Below are 19518 nucleotides of genomic sequence, written 5' to 3'. Positions count from 1 at the left end.
TACCCCGTGCTGAGCAGGATCGATCTTCGCGGCCGCGACCTTTCCGCCAAGGAACTGCGCGACGTCATGCCGCGCGCAGAAGTGGACGTTGCGGACGCGCTCGCCGTGGTCGCGCCGATCCTCGCCGACGTTCGCGAGCGCGGCGCCGATGCAGTCCTTGAGTACGGCGAGCGGTTCGACGGGGTGCGTCCGCCCAGTCTGCGTGTGGGCGCCCGGGCGCTGTCCGACGCTGCGGCCGGCTTGGAACCGGCAGTCGCCGAGGCGCTCCACGAGGCCATTGCTCGAGTGCGCACCTTCCACGAGGCCACGGTGCCCCCTCCCACTCGCGTGGAGGTAGCGCCCGGTGCCTTCGTGAGCCAGCGGTGGGTACCCGTAGACCGCGTGGGCCTCTACGTGCCCGGAGGCCTCGCCGTCTATCCCAGCTCGGTGGTGATGAACGTTGTGGCCGCGCAGGCCGCGGGCGTACAGAGCATCGCGGTGACGAGCCCACCGCAGCGCGCGCACGGTGGCCAGGTGCACCCCACAATCCTTGCGGCCTGTGCGCTGCTTGGGGTGACAGAGGTTTACGCGGCGGGCGGTGCGCAGGCGATTGGCCTGCTCGCGTACGGCAGCGACGGCATCGACCCCGTGGATGTCATCACAGGCCCAGGAAACGTCTTTGTGGCCGCCGCGAAGCGCGCCGTCAACGGCACGGTGGGCATCGACGCGGAAGCGGGCCCCACGGAGATCGCCGTCATCGCGGACAGCACGGCGCGAGCGGAGTATGTGGCCGCGGACCTGTTGAGCCAGGCGGAACACGACCCTATGGCGGGATCCGTGCTCATCACGGACAGTGAAGAGCTGGCGGACGCCGTGGAGACGGCCTTGCTGCGCCGCGCGGATGAGACAAGGCACCTCGCGCGCACCAAAGAGGCGCTGAGCGGACGCCAGAGCGCGGTCATCCTCACCGGCGGCATCGACCAGTCCGTGGCCGTGGCCAATGCCTACGGTGCAGAGCACCTCGAGATTCACACGGAGAACGCCAACGACGTCGCACAGCGCATCACGAGCGCGGGAGCGATCTTCGTTGGCGAGTACAGCCCAGTGCCTCTCGGCGACTACTTGGCGGGCTCCAACCACGTGCTGCCAACCGGCGGAACCGCGCGGTTTGCCTCGGGGTTGGGCGTCACCGCCTTCCTCAAGGCCGTTGCCATCATCGACTACAGCGAAGCCGCCCTCCAGGAGGTGGGGGAGAAGGTCATCGCCCTCGCCGAGGCCGAGGATCTGCCCGCTCACGGCGAGGCAATCAAGGCGAGGCTAGAGCGCAACTGAACCACGCCGTCGGGCCGTAGCGAACCGACGTGAGTTGAGTACGTCACGTCCGTTTGCTTTGCGCTCACCACGGGTGTTTTGATGGGCGCGGCGCGCCATGGTGGCGCGCACTGAGGGACCAGAAATGGGGGCTCCGGTGAACGCCGTCGTAGCCAACTCGCGCCGTAGCGCGCGCATCGCATTCATCGTCATCACCGCCCTTGTGGGCACGCTTTTCGCAGGATCCGTCGCGAACGCCGATCCGACAGAGAACTTCAGCTCCGAAGGTGAATTGAGCATTACCGGCACGCTCACAGTGGGCAGCGAGCTGAGCGTGGTGAAGCCCATCCTCACCCCAGCCCCAACGAGCGACGTAATCACGTGGGTTGTTGGCGGCGTCGACGCCGCCACGGGAGCCACGTACGTGCTGCAGGGAGCGGACCTCGGCAAGAGCGTTGCCGTGCGCTATGAGGCTAGCGCAGACGGATATGTCCCGTTCCAGGCCACCTCCGCGGAGACGGACGCCGTCGCCAAGGGCACGCAGTCCTTCACTCCCGTCATCTCCGGCACGGCCGCGTACGGCTACACGCTGAGCGTCAAGGGTCTGCCGAGCGGCGCCACCTTCAAGTACCAGTGGAAGCGCAGCGGCGCGAGCATCTCCGGTGCCACGAAGTCCACCTACAAGGCCACCACAAAGGACATCGGCAAGACCATCACGGTTACCGTGACCAGCACCAAGACCGGCTACACCACGCTCGCGAAGACCTCCGCCAAGACGGCCGCCGTCAAGAAGGTCTTCTCCAAGGCGTACGCGCCGGTGGTCTCCGGCACCGCCAAGGTGGGCTACAAGCTCACCGCCAAGACCACGGCATGGTCGCCTTCCGCCACGCTGAAGTACCAGTGGTACCGCAACGGCGTTGCGATCGCGGGCGCCACGTCCAGCTCGCGCACCCTTTCGGGGTCCGACGCTGGGGCAACGATCACGGTCAAGGTCACCGGCTCTCGCAGCGGCTACCTGACCAAGACCGTTTCCTCGAAGGCAACGAAGGTGGTAGCCAAGGGGACCATCTCCGTGAAGACGCCGGTGTTGTCTGGCACCAAGAAGGCCGGCTACACGCTGAGCCTCAAGCTCTACACGCCCACCACGTCGAGCACCACGCGCACCATCCAGTGGTACCGCAGTGGAGTTGCTATCCCTGGCGCCACGGCCACCACGTTTGCGCTCAAGAACGTTGACGCGGGCAAGTCGATTACGGTCAAGGTGAGTTACACCAAGACCGGATACACCACCAAGTCCTTCAGCCTCAGCGCGGGCACCATCGCGAAGCGCACGGCTTCGATGGTGAGCGGGAAGTTGTACACGCCAGAGATGCCCTCGAGCTCCCCGTATTACGTGGGAGCGGGCGTCTACATCGCCGACTCTGCCACGTCGGCCTGCTACTGGGAGCGCGGCTCCGTCGACGACTTTGAGCCCTACGTTGGGTACGAGTTCCCGGCACGCTGGATGGTGCAGATCTTCTCCGGCGAGTACTTCTACTCCGAGGGCTGCGGCTCGTGGATCAAGTACGACGGCACGGGCGCCAAGGCCACCACCATCACCAAGACAGGCCTGTACCGTGCTGGGGTGGACATCGCCACGGGCGTCTACCAGGTGAGCGCCGGCGTTGACGGGTGCTACCTGACCTGGGAGACCGACGCCTCGCAGGAGGACTACGCACTGGCTCTCGAGCGCACCGTCGAAGACGGTGACATCGTGAGTATCGACGCCACCATTCCGTACTTCGGCATGTGGGGCTGCGGTTCGATGACCAAGATCGGCGAGTTCGAGGACTTCCCCAGGTAGTCGCGTAAGGCAGGCATGGCCGCGCCGATAGAATCGCGGCCATGACCCTGCCCTTGCGCGACGAACTCGTTGGCCTGGAGCCGTACGGCGCGCCGCAACTGGACGTTGTTGCGCGCCTCAACGTCAACGAGAACCCGTACGCCCCGCCGCAGTCGGTGGTTGACGCGATTGCGGCGGCGGTCCGCAAGGCCGCGGAGGGCCTCAACCGCTACCCCGACCGCGACTTCACGGCCCTGCGCGTTGACCTTGCGCATTACCTCGCCGCGGAAAGCCACGTGGACTTCCTGGAGCCCAAGAACATCTGGGCCGCCAACGGCTCCAACGAGGTCATGCTGCACCTGCACCAGGCTTTTGGCGGGCCCGGGCGCCGCGTTCTCAGCTTCGCGCCCACGTACTCGATGTACCCCGAGTATGCGCGCGACACCATCACCGACTTCGTGACCCTGCCTCGCCGCGCGGACTTCACCCTCGACATCGACGCCGCCGTGGCCGCGATCGCGGACATCGCGCCCAGCATGGTCATCGTGGCAAGCCCAAACAACCCCACCGGCACGGCGCTCTCGCTTGACGAGGTGCGCGCACTGGCCGACGCTGCGGCAGCAGTGCCGCAAGGTTGCGTTTTGGTGGTGGACGAGGCCTACGCGGAGTTCCGCAGGGCAGGCGTTCCGAGCGCGGCGAGCATCATCCCCGAATACCCCAATCTGGCGGTGAGCCGCACCATGTCGAAGGCGTTTGCCCTGGCAGGTGGGCGTCTTGGCTACCTCGTCGCGCACGCCCCCGTGGTGGACGCGCTGCGTGTGGTGCGCCTTCCTTACCACCTGAGTGCCGTGACGCAGGCGACGGCCCGTGCCGCCCTTGCCCACCACAAGGAACTGCAGGCGCAGGTAGCCGAGATTCGAGCGGAACGTGACGACACCGTCGGCTGGTTGCGAGAGCAGGGCTATACCGTGGCGGACACGGACGCGAACTTCGCCTTGTTTGGGCCCCTCGCCGATCGCGAGGCCGTTTTCCAGGGGCTGCTTGAGCGCGGTGTCCTCATCAGGGTGACCGGTCCGGAAGGATGGTTGCGCGTGTCGATCGGCACGCCGCAAGAAATGGCGCTGTTCCGCAGCGCGCTGTTGGAAGTAACGACGCCGGAGGTAACGCAATGAGTCGCACGGGGCGCGTGGAGCGCGAGACCAGCGAGTCCAGGGTGCTCGTGGAGTTGGATCTTGACGGCTCCGGCGAGACGAACATCGACACGGGCGTGCCGTTCTACGACCACATGCTCACCGCGCTGGGCAAGCACTCGCTTATGAACCTCACCGTTCAGGCGAGCGGTGACGTGCACATCGACTCGCACCACACGGTGGAGGACGTCGCCATCTGCATCGGCGAGGCGATTCGCGAGGCTCTAGGCGACAAGGCTGGTATTTCGCGGTTTGGTGACGCTCTAGTGCCGTTGGATGAGGCGTTGGCGCAGTGCGTTGTCGACGTCTCCGGCAGGCCCTACTTTGTCCACACGGGCGAGCCGGTTGGCCAGGCCACCCACCTCATTGGCGGCAACTACGCGGGCTCGCTCACGGCGCACGCGCTTGAATCGATCGCGCACCACGCCGGCATTTGCGTGCACATGCGCGTGCTCGCTGGCCGCGACCCGCACCACATTGTCGAGGCGCAGTTCAAGGCTTTGGCGCGCGCGTTGCGCTTCGCAGTGGCGCCCGACGCTCGGGTTACGGGCGTCCCGTCCACCAAGGGTGCTCTCTAGTGGGTTTTGATCCGGCGGAATCTGACACTGTCGCGCTGTTCACCCCCATCCCGAACGGCCGCGTGCTGGCGGCCGTGTGCGCGGTGAATGGGCTGAAGGGGCGAGTCCTGGAGACGTCTGCGGGCGCCTTTGCGGTGCTCGATGACACCTCCGATGGCGCCACGGAGAAGGCGGGAGAGGTGCTCTCTGGCTTCGTGAAGGACCGGCCCATCCTTGCCTTGGAACGCCGTTCCGGGCAGATCTCGGTCACGCAGTGGCAGGCGGGCGTAGCCGTGGAGAAGCTCGCCCCCGGCTTTGCCCTGGACGACGCACCTGGCGCCGTGGTGTCGCTCATCACGGGATCGCAGACGATGGACGACCTCGCTGCCGTGCACCCGGACAAGGTCTTTGACGCGCGCATGGGTCGTGTGAAGGCCTTCCGCGAGCTGCGCGGGTTGAGTAAGGACGCCCAGCGCCAGGCGAAGGAGCAACCGTGACCGCCCCCACCGTCTGCGTCTTCGACTACGGCTTTGGCAACGTGCGCTCCGCAACGCGCGCGCTCGAGCACGTGGGTGCCGACGTGACGCTCACCGCGGACCGTGCGGTGGCCGAGAATGCGGATGGCCTGGTAGTTCCCGGTGTTGGCGCGTTCGCGGCGGTCATGGACGGGCTGCGCGCGGCCCGCGGCGACCAGATCGTTGGGCGTCGCCTCGCGGGTGGGCGCCCCGTGCTTGGCATTTGCGTTGGCATGCAGGTCATGTTTGAGCGGGGCGTTGAGCACGGCATTGAGTCCGAAGGTCTTGACCAGTGGCCCGGCGTGGTGGAACTGCTTCAGGCTCCCGTGGTGCCCAACATGGGCTGGGCCACGGTCGAGGCGCCGGAAGGCACCCGCCTGTTCAAGGGGGTCGAGGATGAGCGCTTCTATTTTGTCCACTCGTACGGCGCCCGCGAGTTCCCGCTCGGCACCACCGAAGACACGGGGCGGTTTGCCGCACCCCTCGTGACATGGTCGCGCGCAGGCACGGCGGAGCAGTCAGATGCCTTCGTCGCAGCCGTGGAGAACGGCCCGCTCAGCGCCACCCAGTTCCACCCGGAGAAGTCTGGTGACGCGGGGCTGCAGCTGCTCAAGAACTGGGTGACCGGGCTCTAGCCCGTGAAGGGCCGGCACTGCCTGCCCCGTGCCCTAGGGTTATGCCCGTGACTGAGACCCCTCGCCTTGAACTCCTGCCCGCCGTCGACGTTGCGGACGGCCAGGCCGTGCGCCTCACGCAAGGCGAGGCCGGCTCCGAGACCAGCTACGGCGACCCTCTCAGCGCGGCCCTCGACTGGGTGGCCGGGGGTGCGGAGTGGATCCACCTGGTAGATCTGGACGCCGCCTTCGGGCGCGGCTCCAACGCTGACCTCCTCAAAGACGTCATCGACCAGGTCAAGGATCGCGTCAGGGTGGAACTCAGCGGCGGCATTCGCGACGACGACTCCCTCACGCGCGCCATGGCTACCGGCTGCACGCGCGTCAACCTCGGCACCGCGGCCCTCGAGAACCCCGCCTGGACGGCGCGCGCGATCGCCCAGTACGGCGACCGCGTTGCAGTAGGCCTCGACGTGCGCGGCACCACGCTCGCGGCGCGCGGCTGGACTAAGGACGGCGGCGACCTCTGGGAGGTGCTCGCGCGCCTGGACCGTGAAGGCTGCGCCCGCTACGTCGTCACGGACGTCAACAAGGACGGCATGCTCTCCGGCCCCAACGTCGAACTCCTCAAGGACGTCGCCGGCGCCACCGACGCCCCTGTCGTAGCGTCGGGCGGTATCAGCTCGCTCGACGACATCGCCGCCCTACGCGCGCTCACGGGACTTGGCATCGAGGGCGCCATCGTGGGCAAGGCCCTCTACAACGGCAACTTCACGCTGCCGCAGGCGCTCGAGATCGCTGGCTGATTCGCCACACTCTGGGCGCCGGTGTGGGCGCCACGACGTAGGCTTCACCCCATGAGCGACGACGAACTCAAGGACATTCCTGAGTCGATATTCGCGGACGATGACGGCTCCGCGGACGCTCGCCTTGCCCAATCGCTGATTCGCTACTCGCGCGGCAAGGCGCCCCTCACGGACGTCGTGGACGCGCTCGCGTACGCGCGCGTGCTGATCCCCGTGTTCGCGCAGGGGGAGGAGCGGCACGTGGGCAAGCACGGGCTTGAGCAAGATGCCGTGGCCTCCACCGGTGTGGTCGCCGTGCAAATGCCCGACGGCAGGGCGGCTCTCCCCGTATTTACCGACGTGGACGCGATGCGGCTTTGGAACCCTAAGGCTCGGCCCATTCCGGCAGAGGGACCGCGCGCGGCGCTCGCGGCCATCGCCGAAGAGTGGAGCACGCTTGTCATCAACCCCGGCATGGAGACGGTGCTCATCCCACGCCCGGCGGTGTGGGCGCTCGGCAAAGGCGGGCATTGGCGTCCCGCAGTGATCGAGGGCCGCGTCGACGACGAGGTGAGGGACGCCGTGGCGCAGGCCGTGACGCTCGATCACCTGCTCAAAGAGGTTGATGTTGCTCCCGGCCGTGGCGCCGAGGTTGCCGTTGTGCTGAGGCTGGTACCGGGCCTCACGCAGTCGGAACTCGACGCGATCCTGGGTCGCGTGCAGCGCGAACTCTCCTACAACGACATCGTTGCTCAGCGTCTCGACAGCCTTGAGCTGCGCCTCAGCGAGGCCGCTCAGTACTAGCCCTGCGACTCGCACTCCGCGCTGTTGCGCTGCGCGTCGTCGAGGTTGTCGAGGAAGTTGTTGAGGGTGGGCAGGCTCACGGCGTACGACGTGTCCACATCGTTTGACGCGTAGAGCACGCCCACGATCTTCCCGTCCTCGTTGGTCACCCCGGAGCCGGAGTTGCCGGGGTGGGACTCCACGCGGATCTCGTAGACCATGTCGTCCGACGTCCCCACGGTGTCCGTGACGTCACGCGTGAACGGCCCCGAGCGCACCACAAGCGCCTCGCCGAGCGGGTAGCCGGCAATGGTGAGCTCGTCGCCGTGCGAGGGTTCCGCCTCGGCAAGGGTGGCGATGTTGGGGAACGTCTCCTCGATCGTCAGTAGCGCGAGGTCATCGTTGCGCGCGAGAACGGACTTCTTGACCGTGTACGAGCGCCCGTCGTATCCCGTCACCGTGATGTCGGTGGCGCCCTCGACCACATGGCGGTTGGTGATCGCGTGGGTCTCGTCGATGGCGAAGGCCGTGCCCGTCATGTAGCTCTCACAGGTGCGCACGCGCACGCGAAGCGCCTCGCGCTCCGCCACCGTGAAGCCGCCAACGACGTCTGCATCCGGGGCGGCACTCGCCTCAACATCAGGGATGAAGGTGGAGGGAAGCGGGTCGGGACCTTGAGGCAGCGCGGAGCATCCCGCAAGCGTCAGGCACCCCACAACCATCGCGGCAAGGCGCCTAGTCATCGAGGATCTCGTTGTACGCCTTGGTCACCTTCTTGCAGTACGTGGTGATGTCGGCCTCGCGCTGCGCAAGGCTCGCGGCGGTCCACTTGTAGCTCTCGTTGAGATGGTCAATCAGGTCTTGCCGCGCGCTGGCGCACTCTTGCAGGCCATCCGCCACGTCGATGAGCGCCTGGCGATCATCGCCCGCTTGCGCCTCCGAGTTCGCGAGCCCATTGATCGTGTCCTTGGCCGTCTCGAGCTGCGCGGCCGTCTCATCGAGCTGCGCCTGCAACTGCTCCACGCGCGCACGTTCCGTGGCCACGTCGGTGCCAAGCGTCGCCGCCTCGTCCCGCAACTGCTCGTTCTGCGCCACGTACTGCGAGTGCACAGACCACAGGTATGCGCTCAAGCCGCCGAGTGCCACCACGCCAACCAGCGCCAGGATAAGCCCAATTACCAGGCCTTTCCTGCCCGACGGCCTGGCTAGCTGAGGCGTTTCCGCCACCACGGCGTCGGGCGGGGTTTCAAACGTCACGACGAGCAACCTTCAGATTCGGGGACGAGCAGTGATGGCTCGTCGAGAAGCGAGTTAAGGGTGGAGATGGGGACAATGAAGCTCTGGTCGGAGTCGTTCTTGGCGTAGATGACGCCCACCACCTGGCCGCCCGCGTTGAACACGGCGGAACCGGAAGAGCCCAACTCAATCTGGGCCGTGGACGCGAGCACCTGGCCAACGGCACGGCCAAGAGGATCAGAGGTGGGGCCAATCACTACGCCAGAGGTGGTGGTGAGGCGGCCGCCGCTGGGGTAGCCCACAACGGTGATGACGTCTCCCTCCACGGGATCCGAGCTCGCGAGATCCGCGTAGGACTGACCTATGGATTCCTTGGTAGTGACGATCGCGATGTCCGCGATGGTGGTGGCGGAGGCGGCGGTGGCCTGCACCACGCGGCCGTCGTACGTGGAGATCTCGATGTGCTTGGCGTTGTCCACCACATGCCGGTTGGTGACGAGCGTGTGGTCGTCGAGCGCGAAGCCAGAGCCGGTGGCGAGGAACCCGCAGCCGATGTTCCGCACCCGCACGCTCATGCGCTGAGCGGCGCTGAAGCCATCAGGGGAGAGGGCGCCAGAGGCGTCGCCACGGGAGGCGGTGACCTCCGGAACGAAGTCCGTTGGGGCGGGGCTGGGCGCGGCCGGCAGGATCCCGCAGCCCGTGATGGTGAGGGCCGCGACGGCGGCTACGGCACCCACTGCGGCGGCCACTGCAGCGTTGCGCGCGCGAACTGTGCTCATGGGGTGAGCGAGTTCTGAAAGTCGGTGGTGGCCGCCGCTGCGGCGGCGCACAGGCCATCCACGCTCGCGCGGTACTGATCAAGCTGCTGCGGCGTGTACTCCTCGGCGGCGGCCACGTAGGTGGCGAGCTGCTTTTCGGCGTCAATGCAGCGCCCTAGCTGGGTGATCACGGTCTGTGCGGTGCTCACCTGGCCGTTGAGGAGGTCAACCTGCTGTTGGGCGTAGGCGGTCTCGTCGCTCCACTGCGCCTTCTCGTTGGACAGCGACAGCACCTTGTCCTTCGCGGTGCCCAGCTGATCGGAGAGGAGCTGGTTGGTGGCCTCGAGCTGCTGAATCTGCTGCTCGTGCTCCGCGATGCGGTCGCCAAGGCTGTAGCCGGTGGCGGTGAGACTCGTGACTTGGGCCTGCCACTTGCCGTTGACGTTCCAGAGGTAGCCGATGATGACCACGGCGGCCACAAGCATGATGCCCAAGACGCCGGCAAGCAGCATCCACACGCGAGCGTGCTGGTTGAGGGGGAGCACCACCGGAATGGTGATGGTCTGCGGCTCTGGGTTGTCCGCGCGGAAGGTGGGGGCAGGAACAGGCGCGTCTGCGGGCACACCCGTGCCAGCGTCGGGCCGTTCCTGCTCAGCCATCTACTAACTCACCGCTCCCGTGTACTTCTCGCCAGGCCCATCACCAGGGGCGTCCGGAATGACCGACGCCTCCCTGAACGCCAGCTGAACGCTGCGGAGGCCATCCCGTAGGGCGCGCGCGTGCGTGTCCCCAAGGTCGGGGGCCGCGGCCGTCACCAGCCCTGCAAGGGCGTTGATGATGGTGCGAGCCTCGTCGAGGTCCTGATACTCCTCGCCGTCCTCCGCGAGCCCGCACCGCAAGGCGGCCGCGCTCAGTAGGTGAACGCTTACGGTGGTGATAAGTTCCACCGCAGACACCTCTGCGAGGTCGCGTGTGAGGGATTCCACGCCTTCTGTTTCTGGGCTCATGGTGCTATTCTTGTCTATTGACCGGTCGCGGCTTTCGCGACGCGCAAGTGGAGTTCACCTCCCACCCTCGGGCCACTAGATGGGCCAGGGTCTCGGTTTCAGCGCTAGCGCGCGTGGGTTTTTGCGCGCTTGGCGGTGATCTCGATGGTGGCCTCTGCGCGTGCAGGGGCTTCTTTTTTTGCTCTGCGGTCTGTTGGTAATCAGACAGAAGGAGCAACCATCAACGAGCCTCGCATCAACGAGCGCATCCGGGTCCCCGAGGTCCGACTCGTCGGCCCCGCAGGGGAGCAGGTTGGCATCGTCCGCATTGAGGACGCTCTCCGGCTCGCACAGGAATCGGACCTCGACCTCGTCGAGGTGGCGCCCAACTCGCGACCCCCGGTAGCCAAGCTCATGGACTACGGCAAGTTCAAGTACGAAGCCGCAGTCAAGGCGCGTGAGGCGCGTCGCAACCAGGCGAACACCGAGATCAAAGAGATGCGTTTCCGTCTCAAGATCGACGAGCACGACTACGAGACCAAAAAGGGCCACGTCATCCGCTTCCTTAAGGGCGGCGACAAGGTCAAGGTCACGATCATGTTCCGTGGGCGTGAGCAGTCCCGGCCCGAGATGGGCCGCCGGCTTCTCATGAAGCTCGCGGACGAGGTCGCGGAGTTCGCCGTGGTGGAGAACGCGCCCAACCAAGAGGGTCGCAACATGTCGCTCGTCCTTGGCCCGCTGAAGAAGAAGGCGGAAGCCAAGGAAGAGCAGCGCAAGGCTCGCGAGGCCCAGAAGGCCGCCGCGGGTGCCGAGCGTGAGGCACGGCGCGCGCCCAAGGCGGCCGACGCTGTGGCTGAGGTGGCCGACGAGGTCGCCGAGCCTGCAGTTGAGGTAGCCGAGGCAGAAGCAGCGCCCGAGGTGACGGAGGACGCGGCACCTGCCGAAGCGTCGGACGTTGCTGAGGAGGCAGCGCCCAAGCCAAAGGCGGCGCCAAAGCCCAAGCCGGCAGCTAAGCCTGCGGCGAAGGCGGCAGCGAAGCCCGCGCCAAAGCCGGCTGCGAAGCCAGCGGCCAAATAACAAGTGTGCCCACCCCGGTGGGACCAAGCGAAAGGTGGAGCCAATGAGCCCCAAGAACAAGACGCACTCCGGTGCCAAGAAGCGCTTCAAGCTGACTGGCACGGGCAAGGTGAAGCACGCGTCCGCGATGAACGTGCACAAGTTCCAGGAGAAGACGAACTCGCGCAAGCGTCGCGTGGCCGTCGACAACATCCTCTCGGATGCTGACTCCAAGAAGATCAAGAAGCTGTTGGGCAAGTAAGGGAGATATGTAATGGCACGCGTTAAGCGGGCGGTCAACGCCCAGAAGAAGCGCCGGAGCACTCTCGAGCGCGCACACGGTTACCGCGGTCAGCGTTCGCGCCTTTACCGCAAGGCCAAGGAGCAGGTCACTCACTCGATGGTCTACGCGTACGGCGACCGCCGTAAGCGCAAGGGTGACTTCCGCAAGCTGTGGATCCAGCGCATCAACGCTGCGGCCCGCGCCAACGGCATCACGTACAACCGCTTCATCCAGGGCCTCAAGGCCGCGGAGATCGAGGTTGACCGCCGCATGCTCGCCGAGCTCGCGGTGAACGACGAGGCTGCGTTTGCCGCTCTCGTTGAGGTGGCGAAGAAGGCTCTTCCCTCCGACGTCAACGCGCCCGCTGCGGCGTAGTTTTCGCGCATGACAGAACGCCCCGTGGGGCGCGACTCGTCCGCTTTTCTCGCCAACGTGCGGGCCGAGCGGGTCAAACGAGTCGCCGCCCTCGCGGGGCGTTCTGCGCGTTCCAGGGCCGGGTTGTTCCTGGTAGAGGGCCCGCAGGGGGTGCGCGAAGCTGTGCGGTTCGCCTCCTCTCGCGTGCGTGACCTCTACATCACGCCCGACGCTGCGGCCCGGTATCGCTCCATCGTCACCTCTGCCGAGGAGGCGGGGGTGTACGTGCACTTTGGGTCGGACGAGGTGCTCGCGGCGATGAGTGGGGATGCGCAGGGGGTGTTGGCAGTTGTCTCGACCGAGGGGGTGTCGCTGGATTCTGCGTTGGCTGGCGCGCCCCGTTTGGTGGCCGTGCTGGCCGACGTCCGTGACCCCGGCAACGCCGGCACCGTGATCCGGGCGGCCGATGCTGCTGGTGCCGACTGTGTGGTGCTCGCGGGGGAATCGGTGGACCTCACGAACCCCAAGGTGGTGCGGTCTACTGCTGGGTCGCTGTTCCACCTGCCGGTGGTGCGCGGTGGGACGTTGGCCGAGGTGGTCTCTTCTGTGGGGGCGGCTGGGCTTACGGTGCTGGCCACGGATGGCACGGGGGACGTGGAGCTCAACCCAGCTGATCCCGCGTGTGGCGCGCTGCTCGCCGAGCCCACCGCCTGGGTGTTCGGCAACGAGGCTCACGGCCTGTCGCCTGAGGAGGCTGCACTCGCGGACCACACGGTGCGCATCCCGATTCACGGGGCCGCCGAGAGCCTCAATCTCGCCACGGCCGCTGCCGTGTGCCTCTACGCCTCGGCGTGGGCTCAGCGCTAGTTGTAGCTCTCTCGCCGCCGCCCCGCCCGATCCTGCGCGACCCGCCCCGCCCTGCGCGCCTGGTCCCGCGACCGCCGCACGCAGGCGTGTGAACCTCCAACCGAACCGTCGATCTACCCCCAGTGCGTCCTGGCGGTACGGAACAGGTCCTAAACGCCGCTTAGGACGCGCTCCTTACCGCCAGGGCGCATCGGCCACGGCGGCCGAGGGTGCATCGGCCGCGACGGCGGAAGACCCACCGTCACGGCCGCCGAGGACACGCAGCAACCGCCGATCCGAGGACACGCGGCCACGGCCCGCCCCCGCCCGCCCGCCCCAGAACCTCCTGGCGGTACGGCACAGGTCCTAAACGCCGCTTACGACGCGCTCCTTGCCGCCAGGGCGCATCGGCCACGGCGGCCGAGGACCCGCGGCCACGGCGGCGGAGGGCGCATCGGCCACGGCAGCCGAGCACAAGCGGCCACTGCAGCCGAGCACAAGCGGCCACGGCAGCCGAGCACAAGCGGCGACCGCCGCCGAGTACAAGGTGCCTTCGCTCCGCTGGTACCCTCGCGAGTCATGGACATCGTTCCCCTGGACGTGCCGGGCGCGCGTCAGACGGTTGAGCTCGAGAATCCGCAGGGCATCTTCTACAAGATCCGCGTTGGCGGCGAGGTCATCAAGCGCACCAAGGGCGGGTGGAGCGTCCCGCTGCGCAACGGAAGTACCGCAAAAATCAAGTCACAAGGCTTCATTCCTGGCTTTCAAGCCCTGTACCTTGAAGACAAGAAGATCTACGACATGGGCGCCGGCGTCCAGCTCCCCGAGCGCATCGCCATCTTCGCCCCCCTTATCCTGCTGATCTGGGTTCCATTCGGGCTGGTATTGGGTCTGATTCTGTTCTTCATGGGGATCCCGGGCGTCAAGAACCAGCAGATGCCGCGCGGCCTCCGCATCGCACTGCCCCTCATCAACACCGTGGCTGCGGCGGTCATCTTGACCCTCATTACCGGCCGCATCGGCATCTGGGGATAGGCTTACCCCCGTGACGCGCTCGGCACTTTCGCCCTTTATCTAGGCCAGCAGAGACCCTGCTGGCCTGACAGGACGAGCCATGCCCCCACGCGCGGGCGGCCGTAACCCCGCAGATTCCCAGCAGGAAAGCCCCCAATGACTGACGTAAACCCCCTCGATAGCGCCGCAATCGCCCAGGCAGTGTCCGACGCTGTTGCCGCCTTCGCCGCCGCCTCCAGTTTGGATGAGCTCAAGGAGGCGCGCCTGGCCCACACGGGCGACAAGGCGCCATTGACCCTGGCAAACCGTGTGATCGGCTCGCTTGAGCCCGCGGAAAAGGTCACGGCAGGGCAGAACATGGGCGCCGCTCGCGCCGAGATTGGGCGCGCGCTCGCCGCCCGCACAACCACCCTCGAGGCAGAGCGCGACGAGCGCGTGCTCGTGGAAGAGGCCGTGGACGTCACCCTTCCCGTGCGCCGCGGACTCGCCGGCGCCCGTCACCCCCTTGAGTCGCTCCAGGAGCGCATGTGCGACACCTTTGTTGCGATGGGCTGGGAGGTCGCCGATGGCCCTGAGCTCGAGGCCGAGTGGTTCAACTTTGACGCCCTCAACTTTGACCCCGACCACCCCGCGCGCGAGATGCAGGACACCTTCTTCATCGACCCGCCAAAGGCCGGCCTGGTAATGCGCACGCACACGAGCCCCGTCCAGGTCCGCGCGGCCATCGCCCGCCGCGACGCCCTGGTCAACGAGGGCCGCGGAATCTACGTGGTGTGCCCGGGCAAGACCTTCCGCACCGACGAGCTCGACGCCACCCACACCCCGGTCTTCCACCAGATCGAGGGCCTGGCCGTGGACAAGGGCCTCACGATGGCGCACCTCAAGGGCACCCTCGACGCCTTCGCCCGCAGCCTCTTTGGCCCGGATGCGGTCACAAGACTCCGCCCCAGCTTCTTCCCCTTCACCGAGCCGTCAGCAGAGATGGACCTGCGCTGCTTTGTCTGCGGCGGAAGCGACCCCGACTGCCGCACGTGCCGGGGAACCGGGTGGATTGAATGGGGCGGCTGCGGCATGACGCACCCCAACGTGTTGATTGCTGCGGGAATCGATCCTGAGGTCTACACCGCCTTTGCCTTCGGAATGGGCATCGAACGCACCCTCATGTTCCGTCACGGAGTCAAGGACATGCGCGACATGGTCGAGGGCGACGTCCGCTTCTCTCAGCAGTTTGGCCTGGAGGTCTGACATGCCCAAGATCCCCCTGAAGTGGCTTGAAGAGTCCGTAGACCTCAATGGTGCAAGCGCGGACCAGGTGGCCGCCGCGCTCGCTCGGGTTGGCCTTGAAGAAGAAGGCATCGAGGGCGGCGGTGTCTCCGGCCCTGTCGTCGTCGGCTATGTGCAATCCGTGGTGCCCGAGAGGCAGTCGAATGGCAAGACGATCAACTGGTGTCACGTTGACGTTGGTCCCTACAACGAGCAAATGGCTAGCGCGGTGTTGCCGGGATCCGAGGCCAACTGGACAGGACGCGGAATCGTGTGCGGCGCCCATAACTTCACGGTCGGCGACTTCGTTGTGGTTGCGCTCCCAGGTTCCGTTTTGCCGGGAGACTTCGCTATATCCGCTCGCAAGACCTACGGTCATATCTCCGACGGCATGATTTGCTCGGCGCGCGAACTCGGCCTGGGTGATGAGCATGCGGGGATTATCGTGCTCACCGAGTACCTGAACATTTCTTCGACTACGCCCCTAATCCAACGAATGCCCCTTGACCACGGCATGGGCTACCGGCCGCAGGCAATGATGCCGTTGACGCCGGGAGCGGATGCGAAGCACCTACTTGGCCTCGACGAGTCGACGATCGAGATCAACGTCACCCCCGACCGCGGCTACAGCTTCTCCATTCGCGGTGTTGCCCGCGAGTACAGCCACGCGACGGGGCAGGAGTTCCGAGACCCTGCCGCGATCGCGGTGACGGGCACAGCGTCGGGCGGCTTCGAAGTCAGCATCGAAGACAACGCGCCCATCCGCGGCAACGTGGGCTGCGACCGCTTCGCGGCGCGCATCCTGCGCGGCTTCGACCCCAGCGCCCCCTCCCCGCAGGAGATGAAGCGCCGCCTCGAGCAGGCGGGCATGCGCTCGGTCTCGCTCGCGGTGGACGTCACCAACTACGTGATGCTCGAGCTGGGCCACCCCTTGCACGCCTACGACCTTGCCAAGGTGACGGCACCGCTGGTGGTGAGGAGAGCGTCGGGCAGCGACAAGCTCACCACGCTCGATGGCGTGGAGCGCAACCTTGACCTCGAGGACATCCTCGTCTGCGACAGTACCGGCGGTCACGGCGCGCGCCCGGTGGGGCTCGGCGGCGTCATGGGCGGCCTCGAGACCGAGGTGAGCGAGACCACCACGGACATCCTGCTGGAGGCGGCGCACTGGGATCCGATCACGATCGCGCGCACGGCGCGGCGGCACCGGCTGGGCTCGGAGGCGTCGCGGCGCTACGAGCGGGGCGTGGACACGGCGCTGGCGGCCATCGCGATCGAACGCGCGCTCACGCTCATGCAGCAGTACGGCGGGGGAGTGATCGAGGACGTCTACACGGACATCGACAACACCGTGCCGCCCAAGGCGATCGCGATGGATGTTGCGTTCCCCGGCGAGATCGTGGGCGTCGACTACGACCCCGAGGCAGTGGTCGCGTCGCTCGAGAAGGTGGGCTGCGTCGTGGACCGCGACGCGGAGAGCCTGCTCGTGACGCCGCCAACGTGGCGCGGCGACCTCGTCGCACCGATCAACCTGGTGGAGGAGGTGGGCCGCCTGCACGGGTATGCGAACGTGCCGTCGGTGCTGCCGGTGGCGCCTCCCGGGCGCGGCTACACGCACGAGCAGCGGGTGCGGCACACGGTGGCGCGCACGCTCGCGGAGTCCGGGCTGACCGAGGTGCTCACGTACCCGTTCATGTCGCCCGCGCGGCTGGACGAGCTGCAGATTCCCGAGGGCGACATCCGCCGCGACGTGGTGCGCCTGGCGAATCCGCTCTCGGCGGAGCAGCCGCTGCTGCGGACGTCGATCATGGCGACTCTGGTTGACGCGCTGCGCGTGAACCTCTCGCGTGGTGCGCAGGATGTGGGCATCTACGAGGTGGGACGGGTGTATCGCGCGTCGCGCATCGGCGACATCTCTGGCACGTACCAGGGCGACACGATCGAGCCCGACGACATTGCCAGGCTGGATGCGGCGCTTGGCGATCAGCCGCGCCGGGTGGGCGGCATCATGACCGGTGCCCGGTTGGCAGCTGATTGGTCTGGGCCTGCGGTTCCCTTTGAATGGTCCGACGCTGTGGCCGCCGTGGAGCGCGTGGCATCTGCGGTTGGTGTGCCGGTCACGGTGGCGCCCGAGCAGTTTGCGCCGTGGCACCCCGGCAGGTGCGCGGCGTTCTTCGCGGAGGGCTTTGGGCTGGTGGGCGTGGCGGGAGAGTTGCACCCGCGCGTGCTCGAGGACTTGGGTCTGTCGGCGCGGACGGTAGCGTTTGAGCTAGTGCTGGATCCGTTGGTGGCGGCGTCTGCTGGGGTGATTGCCTCGGCTACGCCCGTGGCTGGTCACCCGCTCGCGAAGGAGGACTTCGCGTTTGTGGTGGATGTGTCCGTGACGGCCGGTGACTTGGTTTCTGTGCTGCGCGCGGGTCACGAGTTCGTTGAGGACGTGCGGGTGTTCGACGTCTACCAGGGTGCACAGGTCGGCGAGGGCAAGAAGTCTGTGGCGGTGAACGTGGTGATGCGTGCGCCTGATCGGACCTTGTCGGGCGACGAGGTGCTGGCCGTGCGAACGGCGCTCATCGCAGCGGCTACGGACGAGTTTGGGGCAGCGCTGCGGTAGCGCCGCGGAACAGTTTGCCGGCTACTACGCGAAACGCTCTGACCGCACGCGTCGCCTCTGTCGCGACATGTGGTGGCACCTTGGCGGGCAACGCGGCAAGTCGTCAATCAACTCGGTCATTCGCGTTTGCAGGGGTGTCGCCTCTGAGGATTAGTCCGTCGGTTCAGCGGACACCAGGCGGTACTTCGCGCCCCGGCCCGAGCTCTGCGGAACCCGCTCGATTTCGCCGGCCGTAATTAGCGCTTCGAAGTAACGCCGGATCGTCCTCTCGGCCTCCGGACGATTCAGTAGTGCGCGAGCCTGCGAGTTATTGATGGTCTTGTTCTTCCGCAGGTAGTCGACGATGCGCGACTCGGGCGAGGCGAGAGTCTCGTGCCAAATGACGACGATTACCGATGTTCCCGTGTCACGAATCTCAGGCTCGCGCAGGTCGAGTTTGCGCATGGCTTCGAATGCGGTGTTGAGGCCCTCGCCAACGTCCTTGTTTGGCGCATCCGGAAACTTGTTGAGAAGACGGACTATGACGGGGTTCCGCGAGAACCGCTCATCGAGGATGTTGGACGCTGTGATGTTCGCCGGCAAAGATCCGGGGCTCTGCACCTCAACGCGGTTGTCAAAAACGCGTACGTGCACGTCGTCGTTGACCGAGTAGTCCCGGTGAATCAGCGCGTTCGTAATGATCTCGTGAACGGTCTCATCTGGGTACTTGATTGCCTTGAGCCCGCTCGCGTCGAGCGTCGGGATCGTTTCAACCTGCCGGACGGTCTCCGTGACGGCTGCCTTAACTTGGTCGTAGATGCAGCCATCGATTGAGATCGGGTCGTAGGCAAGGTGGTCGCGAGAACCTTCGGTGTCGCTCGTCGTATACCTGTAGAGCTTGAGCGACGACTTGGGCAAGTGAATCTGGGGCTCCTCATGAAACAGGAGCGTGCCGGCAACCGTGGGTAGGTCGTTCACGATGAGACTCTGCTTGCGCAGCCAAGGTTCTGGCTCGGTCGTGGGGACCACGCTCTTGGCAAAATCGACCGCGACGGGAGAGACGACTAAGTCTTGATACGCGTAGTTCAACGTCGCGGTCTCAAGCGACGTGATGCCCTTCTGCATCTTCAAGTGCGCAAGATCGCTCACAGGGAGCGACTGGGCGCCGCGGCGCACGTATGCCTTGCCGTCCGATGCCTCCTTGATCTCGCGGGCTTTCGAGACCGTCACTAGGAGGCCGTAGGTACTGTCGTCGGTATTCTGAAGGAAGGTGTACATGCACTCGGTTCCGTAGGGGAAGAGCGCTTCGAGTGCCTGCAGGTGACCGTTGAGTGCCTCCATGTCTGGCGCGCCAGACCAGGAGCCGTCATCTTCAATCCCGATGATGAGGTCGCCCCCGTCGGTGTTGGCAAACGCGCTTGCCGTCCTAGTCAACTTGCCCGGCGCGATGCGAATCGACTTGCGATCGAAGAACGGCCCCTCGTGGAGTCGGCCAAGTTGCGCGACAGCCGCTCCCGTAATGCGAGCAGTTTCCAACGTGACCCCCTCGGCGTCGACCTCAGGCCGAGTGTATCTA

At 66.3% G+C, this 19518-nt stretch carries 21 protein-coding genes; 15 read left to right on the top strand and 6 right to left on the bottom strand.

Annotation, left to right across the window (positions count from 1 at the left end; genetic code table 11):
- The first annotated feature begins 6 nt into the window (after positions 1 to 6).
- The 8 genes from hisD to QM618_RS10495 all read left to right on the top strand — a co-directional run bounded on the left by hisD (position 7) and on the right by QM618_RS10495 (position 7577).
- Complete coding sequence (gene hisD / locus QM618_RS10530; RefSeq protein WP_428098433.1) at positions 7 to 1311, top strand: histidinol dehydrogenase; 1305 nt, start codon at positions 7 to 9, stop codon at positions 1309 to 1311.
- Between the two features lie 136 nt (positions 1312 to 1447).
- Complete coding sequence (locus QM618_RS10525) at positions 1448 to 3133, top strand: hypothetical protein (protein WP_428098429.1); 1686 nt, start codon at positions 1448 to 1450, stop codon at positions 3131 to 3133.
- Positions 3134 to 3174: 41 nt separating this feature from the next.
- Complete coding sequence (locus QM618_RS10520) at positions 3175 to 4284, top strand: histidinol-phosphate transaminase (protein ID WP_428098426.1); 1110 nt, start codon at positions 3175 to 3177, stop codon at positions 4282 to 4284.
- The gene (gene hisB, locus QM618_RS10515) at positions 4281 to 4880 is read left to right on the top strand and encodes an imidazoleglycerol-phosphate dehydratase HisB (protein WP_428098421.1); all 600 of its coding nucleotides are present in this window, start codon (positions 4281 to 4283) and stop codon (positions 4878 to 4880) included. Before QM618_RS10520 ends, hisB begins: the two co-directional genes overlap by 4 nt.
- Positions 4880 to 5356 carry a hypothetical protein gene (locus QM618_RS10510; protein ID WP_428098416.1) on the top strand — a complete coding sequence of 159 codons (477 nt, stop codon included), beginning with the start codon at positions 4880 to 4882 and terminating at the stop codon, positions 5354 to 5356. Before hisB ends, QM618_RS10510 begins: the two co-directional genes overlap by 1 nt.
- The gene (hisH, locus tag QM618_RS10505) at positions 5353 to 6009 is read left to right on the top strand and encodes an imidazole glycerol phosphate synthase subunit HisH (protein WP_428098412.1); all 657 of its coding nucleotides are present in this window, start codon (positions 5353 to 5355) and stop codon (positions 6007 to 6009) included. Before QM618_RS10510 ends, hisH begins: the two co-directional genes overlap by 4 nt.
- 41 nt (positions 6010 to 6050) lie before the next feature.
- Positions 6051 to 6794: a bifunctional 1-(5-phosphoribosyl)-5-((5-phosphoribosylamino)methylideneamino)imidazole-4-carboxamide isomerase/phosphoribosylanthranilate isomerase PriA gene (gene priA, locus QM618_RS10500; RefSeq protein WP_428098409.1), complete on the top strand. Its 744-nt coding sequence runs from the start codon at positions 6051 to 6053 to the stop codon at positions 6792 to 6794.
- Between the two features lie 51 nt (positions 6795 to 6845).
- The gene (locus QM618_RS10495) at positions 6846 to 7577 is read left to right on the top strand and encodes an SseB family protein (protein WP_428098406.1); all 732 of its coding nucleotides are present in this window, start codon (positions 6846 to 6848) and stop codon (positions 7575 to 7577) included.
- Here the strand turns inward: QM618_RS10495 and QM618_RS10490 are convergent.
- From QM618_RS10490 to QM618_RS10470, 5 genes are read right to left on the bottom strand one after another with little or no spacing between them, the layout of a single operon-like run.
- On the bottom strand, positions 7574 to 8299 hold the full coding sequence (locus tag QM618_RS10490) for a S1 family peptidase (protein WP_428098403.1): 726 nt from the start codon (positions 8297 to 8299) through the stop codon (positions 7574 to 7576). The two genes, QM618_RS10495 and QM618_RS10490, sit on opposite strands and share 4 nt — an antisense overlap.
- Positions 8292 to 8813: a hypothetical protein gene (locus tag QM618_RS10485; protein ID WP_428098399.1), complete on the bottom strand. Its 522-nt coding sequence runs from the start codon at positions 8811 to 8813 to the stop codon at positions 8292 to 8294. The genes QM618_RS10490 and QM618_RS10485 overlap by 8 nt, the downstream gene beginning before the upstream one ends.
- Positions 8810 to 9571, bottom strand: coding sequence for a trypsin-like peptidase domain-containing protein (locus tag QM618_RS10480; RefSeq protein WP_428098393.1), 762 nt, complete (start codon positions 9569 to 9571; stop codon positions 8810 to 8812). Before QM618_RS10480 ends, QM618_RS10485 begins: the two co-directional genes overlap by 4 nt.
- Entirely contained in the window at positions 9568 to 10209 is a 642-nt protein-coding gene (locus QM618_RS10475; RefSeq protein WP_428098388.1) for a hypothetical protein, read from the bottom strand. Before QM618_RS10475 ends, QM618_RS10480 begins: the two co-directional genes overlap by 4 nt.
- Before the next feature lie 3 nt (positions 10210 to 10212).
- Positions 10213 to 10557: a DUF1844 domain-containing protein gene (locus tag QM618_RS10470; RefSeq protein WP_428098384.1), complete on the bottom strand. Its 345-nt coding sequence runs from the start codon at positions 10555 to 10557 to the stop codon at positions 10213 to 10215.
- A gap of 135 nt (positions 10558 to 10692) precedes the next feature.
- Between QM618_RS10470 and infC the strand changes: the two genes are divergently transcribed.
- The 7 genes from infC to pheT all read left to right on the top strand — a co-directional run bounded on the left by infC (position 10693) and on the right by pheT (position 17963).
- Positions 10693 to 11613, top strand: a complete 921-nt coding sequence (gene infC / locus QM618_RS10465; protein WP_428098740.1) for a translation initiation factor IF-3 — start codon at positions 10693 to 10695, stop codon at positions 11611 to 11613.
- A 43-nt stretch (positions 11614 to 11656) separates the two neighbouring features.
- Entirely contained in the window at positions 11657 to 11854 is a 198-nt protein-coding gene (gene rpmI, locus QM618_RS10460; protein ID WP_428098381.1) for a 50S ribosomal protein L35, read from the top strand.
- A 12-nt stretch (positions 11855 to 11866) separates the two neighbouring features.
- On the top strand, positions 11867 to 12250 hold the full coding sequence (gene rplT, locus QM618_RS10455) for a 50S ribosomal protein L20 (RefSeq protein WP_428098378.1): 384 nt from the start codon (positions 11867 to 11869) through the stop codon (positions 12248 to 12250).
- A gap of 9 nt (positions 12251 to 12259) precedes the next feature.
- Positions 12260 to 13096, top strand: coding sequence for a TrmH family RNA methyltransferase (locus QM618_RS10450; protein WP_428098375.1), 837 nt, complete (start codon positions 12260 to 12262; stop codon positions 13094 to 13096).
- Positions 13097 to 13654: 558 nt separating this feature from the next.
- Positions 13655 to 14110 (top strand): hypothetical protein, encoded by a 456-nt coding sequence (locus QM618_RS10445; protein ID WP_428098372.1) that lies wholly within the window; start codon positions 13655 to 13657, stop codon positions 14108 to 14110.
- A 135-nt stretch (positions 14111 to 14245) separates the two neighbouring features.
- A complete protein-coding gene (gene pheS, locus QM618_RS10440) occupies positions 14246 to 15334 on the top strand; it encodes a phenylalanine--tRNA ligase subunit alpha (protein ID WP_428098368.1) in 1089 nt (362 codons plus the stop codon).
- A gap of 1 nt (position 15335) precedes the next feature.
- Entirely contained in the window at positions 15336 to 17963 is a 2628-nt protein-coding gene (gene pheT / locus QM618_RS10435; protein ID WP_428098365.1) for a phenylalanine--tRNA ligase subunit beta, read from the top strand.
- 150 nt (positions 17964 to 18113) lie between these two features.
- Here pheT and QM618_RS10430 read toward each other — a convergent pair whose 3' ends face one another.
- A complete protein-coding gene (locus tag QM618_RS10430; protein ID WP_428098362.1) occupies positions 18114 to 19478 on the bottom strand; it encodes an ATP-binding protein in 1365 nt (454 codons plus the stop codon).
- Positions 19479 to 19518 lie beyond the last annotated feature (40 nt).

Source organism: Demequina sp., assembly GCF_049841215.1.
Lineage (GTDB): Bacteria > Actinomycetota > Actinomycetes > Actinomycetales > Demequinaceae > Demequina.
This window is presented reverse-complemented; position numbering and strand designations above follow the sequence as displayed.

Bases quoted from the DNA above. Each gene is read 5' to 3' on its own strand.
- rplT (WP_428098378.1), top strand. From the start codon at position 11,867: ATGGCACGCGTTAAGCGGGCGGTCAACGCCCAGAAGAAGCGCCGGAGC.
- QM618_RS10470 (WP_428098384.1), bottom strand. From the start codon at position 10,557: ATGAGCCCAGAAACAGAAGGCGTGGAATCCCTCACACGCGACCTCGCA.
- QM618_RS10445 (WP_428098372.1), top strand. From the start codon at position 13,655: ATGGACATCGTTCCCCTGGACGTGCCGGGCGCGCGTCAGACGGTTGAG.
- QM618_RS10495 (WP_428098406.1), top strand. From the start codon at position 6,846: ATGAGCGACGACGAACTCAAGGACATTCCTGAGTCGATATTCGCGGAC.
- QM618_RS10475 (WP_428098388.1), bottom strand. From the start codon at position 10,209: ATGGCTGAGCAGGAACGGCCCGACGCTGGCACGGGTGTGCCCGCAGAC.
- QM618_RS10490 (WP_428098403.1), bottom strand. From the start codon at position 8,299: ATGACTAGGCGCCTTGCCGCGATGGTTGTGGGGTGCCTGACGCTTGCG.
- pheT (WP_428098365.1), top strand. From the start codon at position 15,336: ATGCCCAAGATCCCCCTGAAGTGGCTTGAAGAGTCCGTAGACCTCAAT.
- QM618_RS10520 (WP_428098426.1), top strand. From the start codon at position 3,175: ATGACCCTGCCCTTGCGCGACGAACTCGTTGGCCTGGAGCCGTACGGC.
- priA (WP_428098409.1), top strand. From the start codon at position 6,051: ATGCCCGTGACTGAGACCCCTCGCCTTGAACTCCTGCCCGCCGTCGAC.
- rpmI (WP_428098381.1), top strand. From the start codon at position 11,657: ATGAGCCCCAAGAACAAGACGCACTCCGGTGCCAAGAAGCGCTTCAAG.
- pheS (WP_428098368.1), top strand. From the start codon at position 14,246: ATGACTGACGTAAACCCCCTCGATAGCGCCGCAATCGCCCAGGCAGTG.
- QM618_RS10450 (WP_428098375.1), top strand. From the start codon at position 12,260: ATGACAGAACGCCCCGTGGGGCGCGACTCGTCCGCTTTTCTCGCCAAC.
- hisB (WP_428098421.1), top strand. From the start codon at position 4,281: ATGAGTCGCACGGGGCGCGTGGAGCGCGAGACCAGCGAGTCCAGGGTG.
- QM618_RS10480 (WP_428098393.1), bottom strand. From the start codon at position 9,571: ATGAGCACAGTTCGCGCGCGCAACGCTGCAGTGGCCGCCGCAGTGGGT.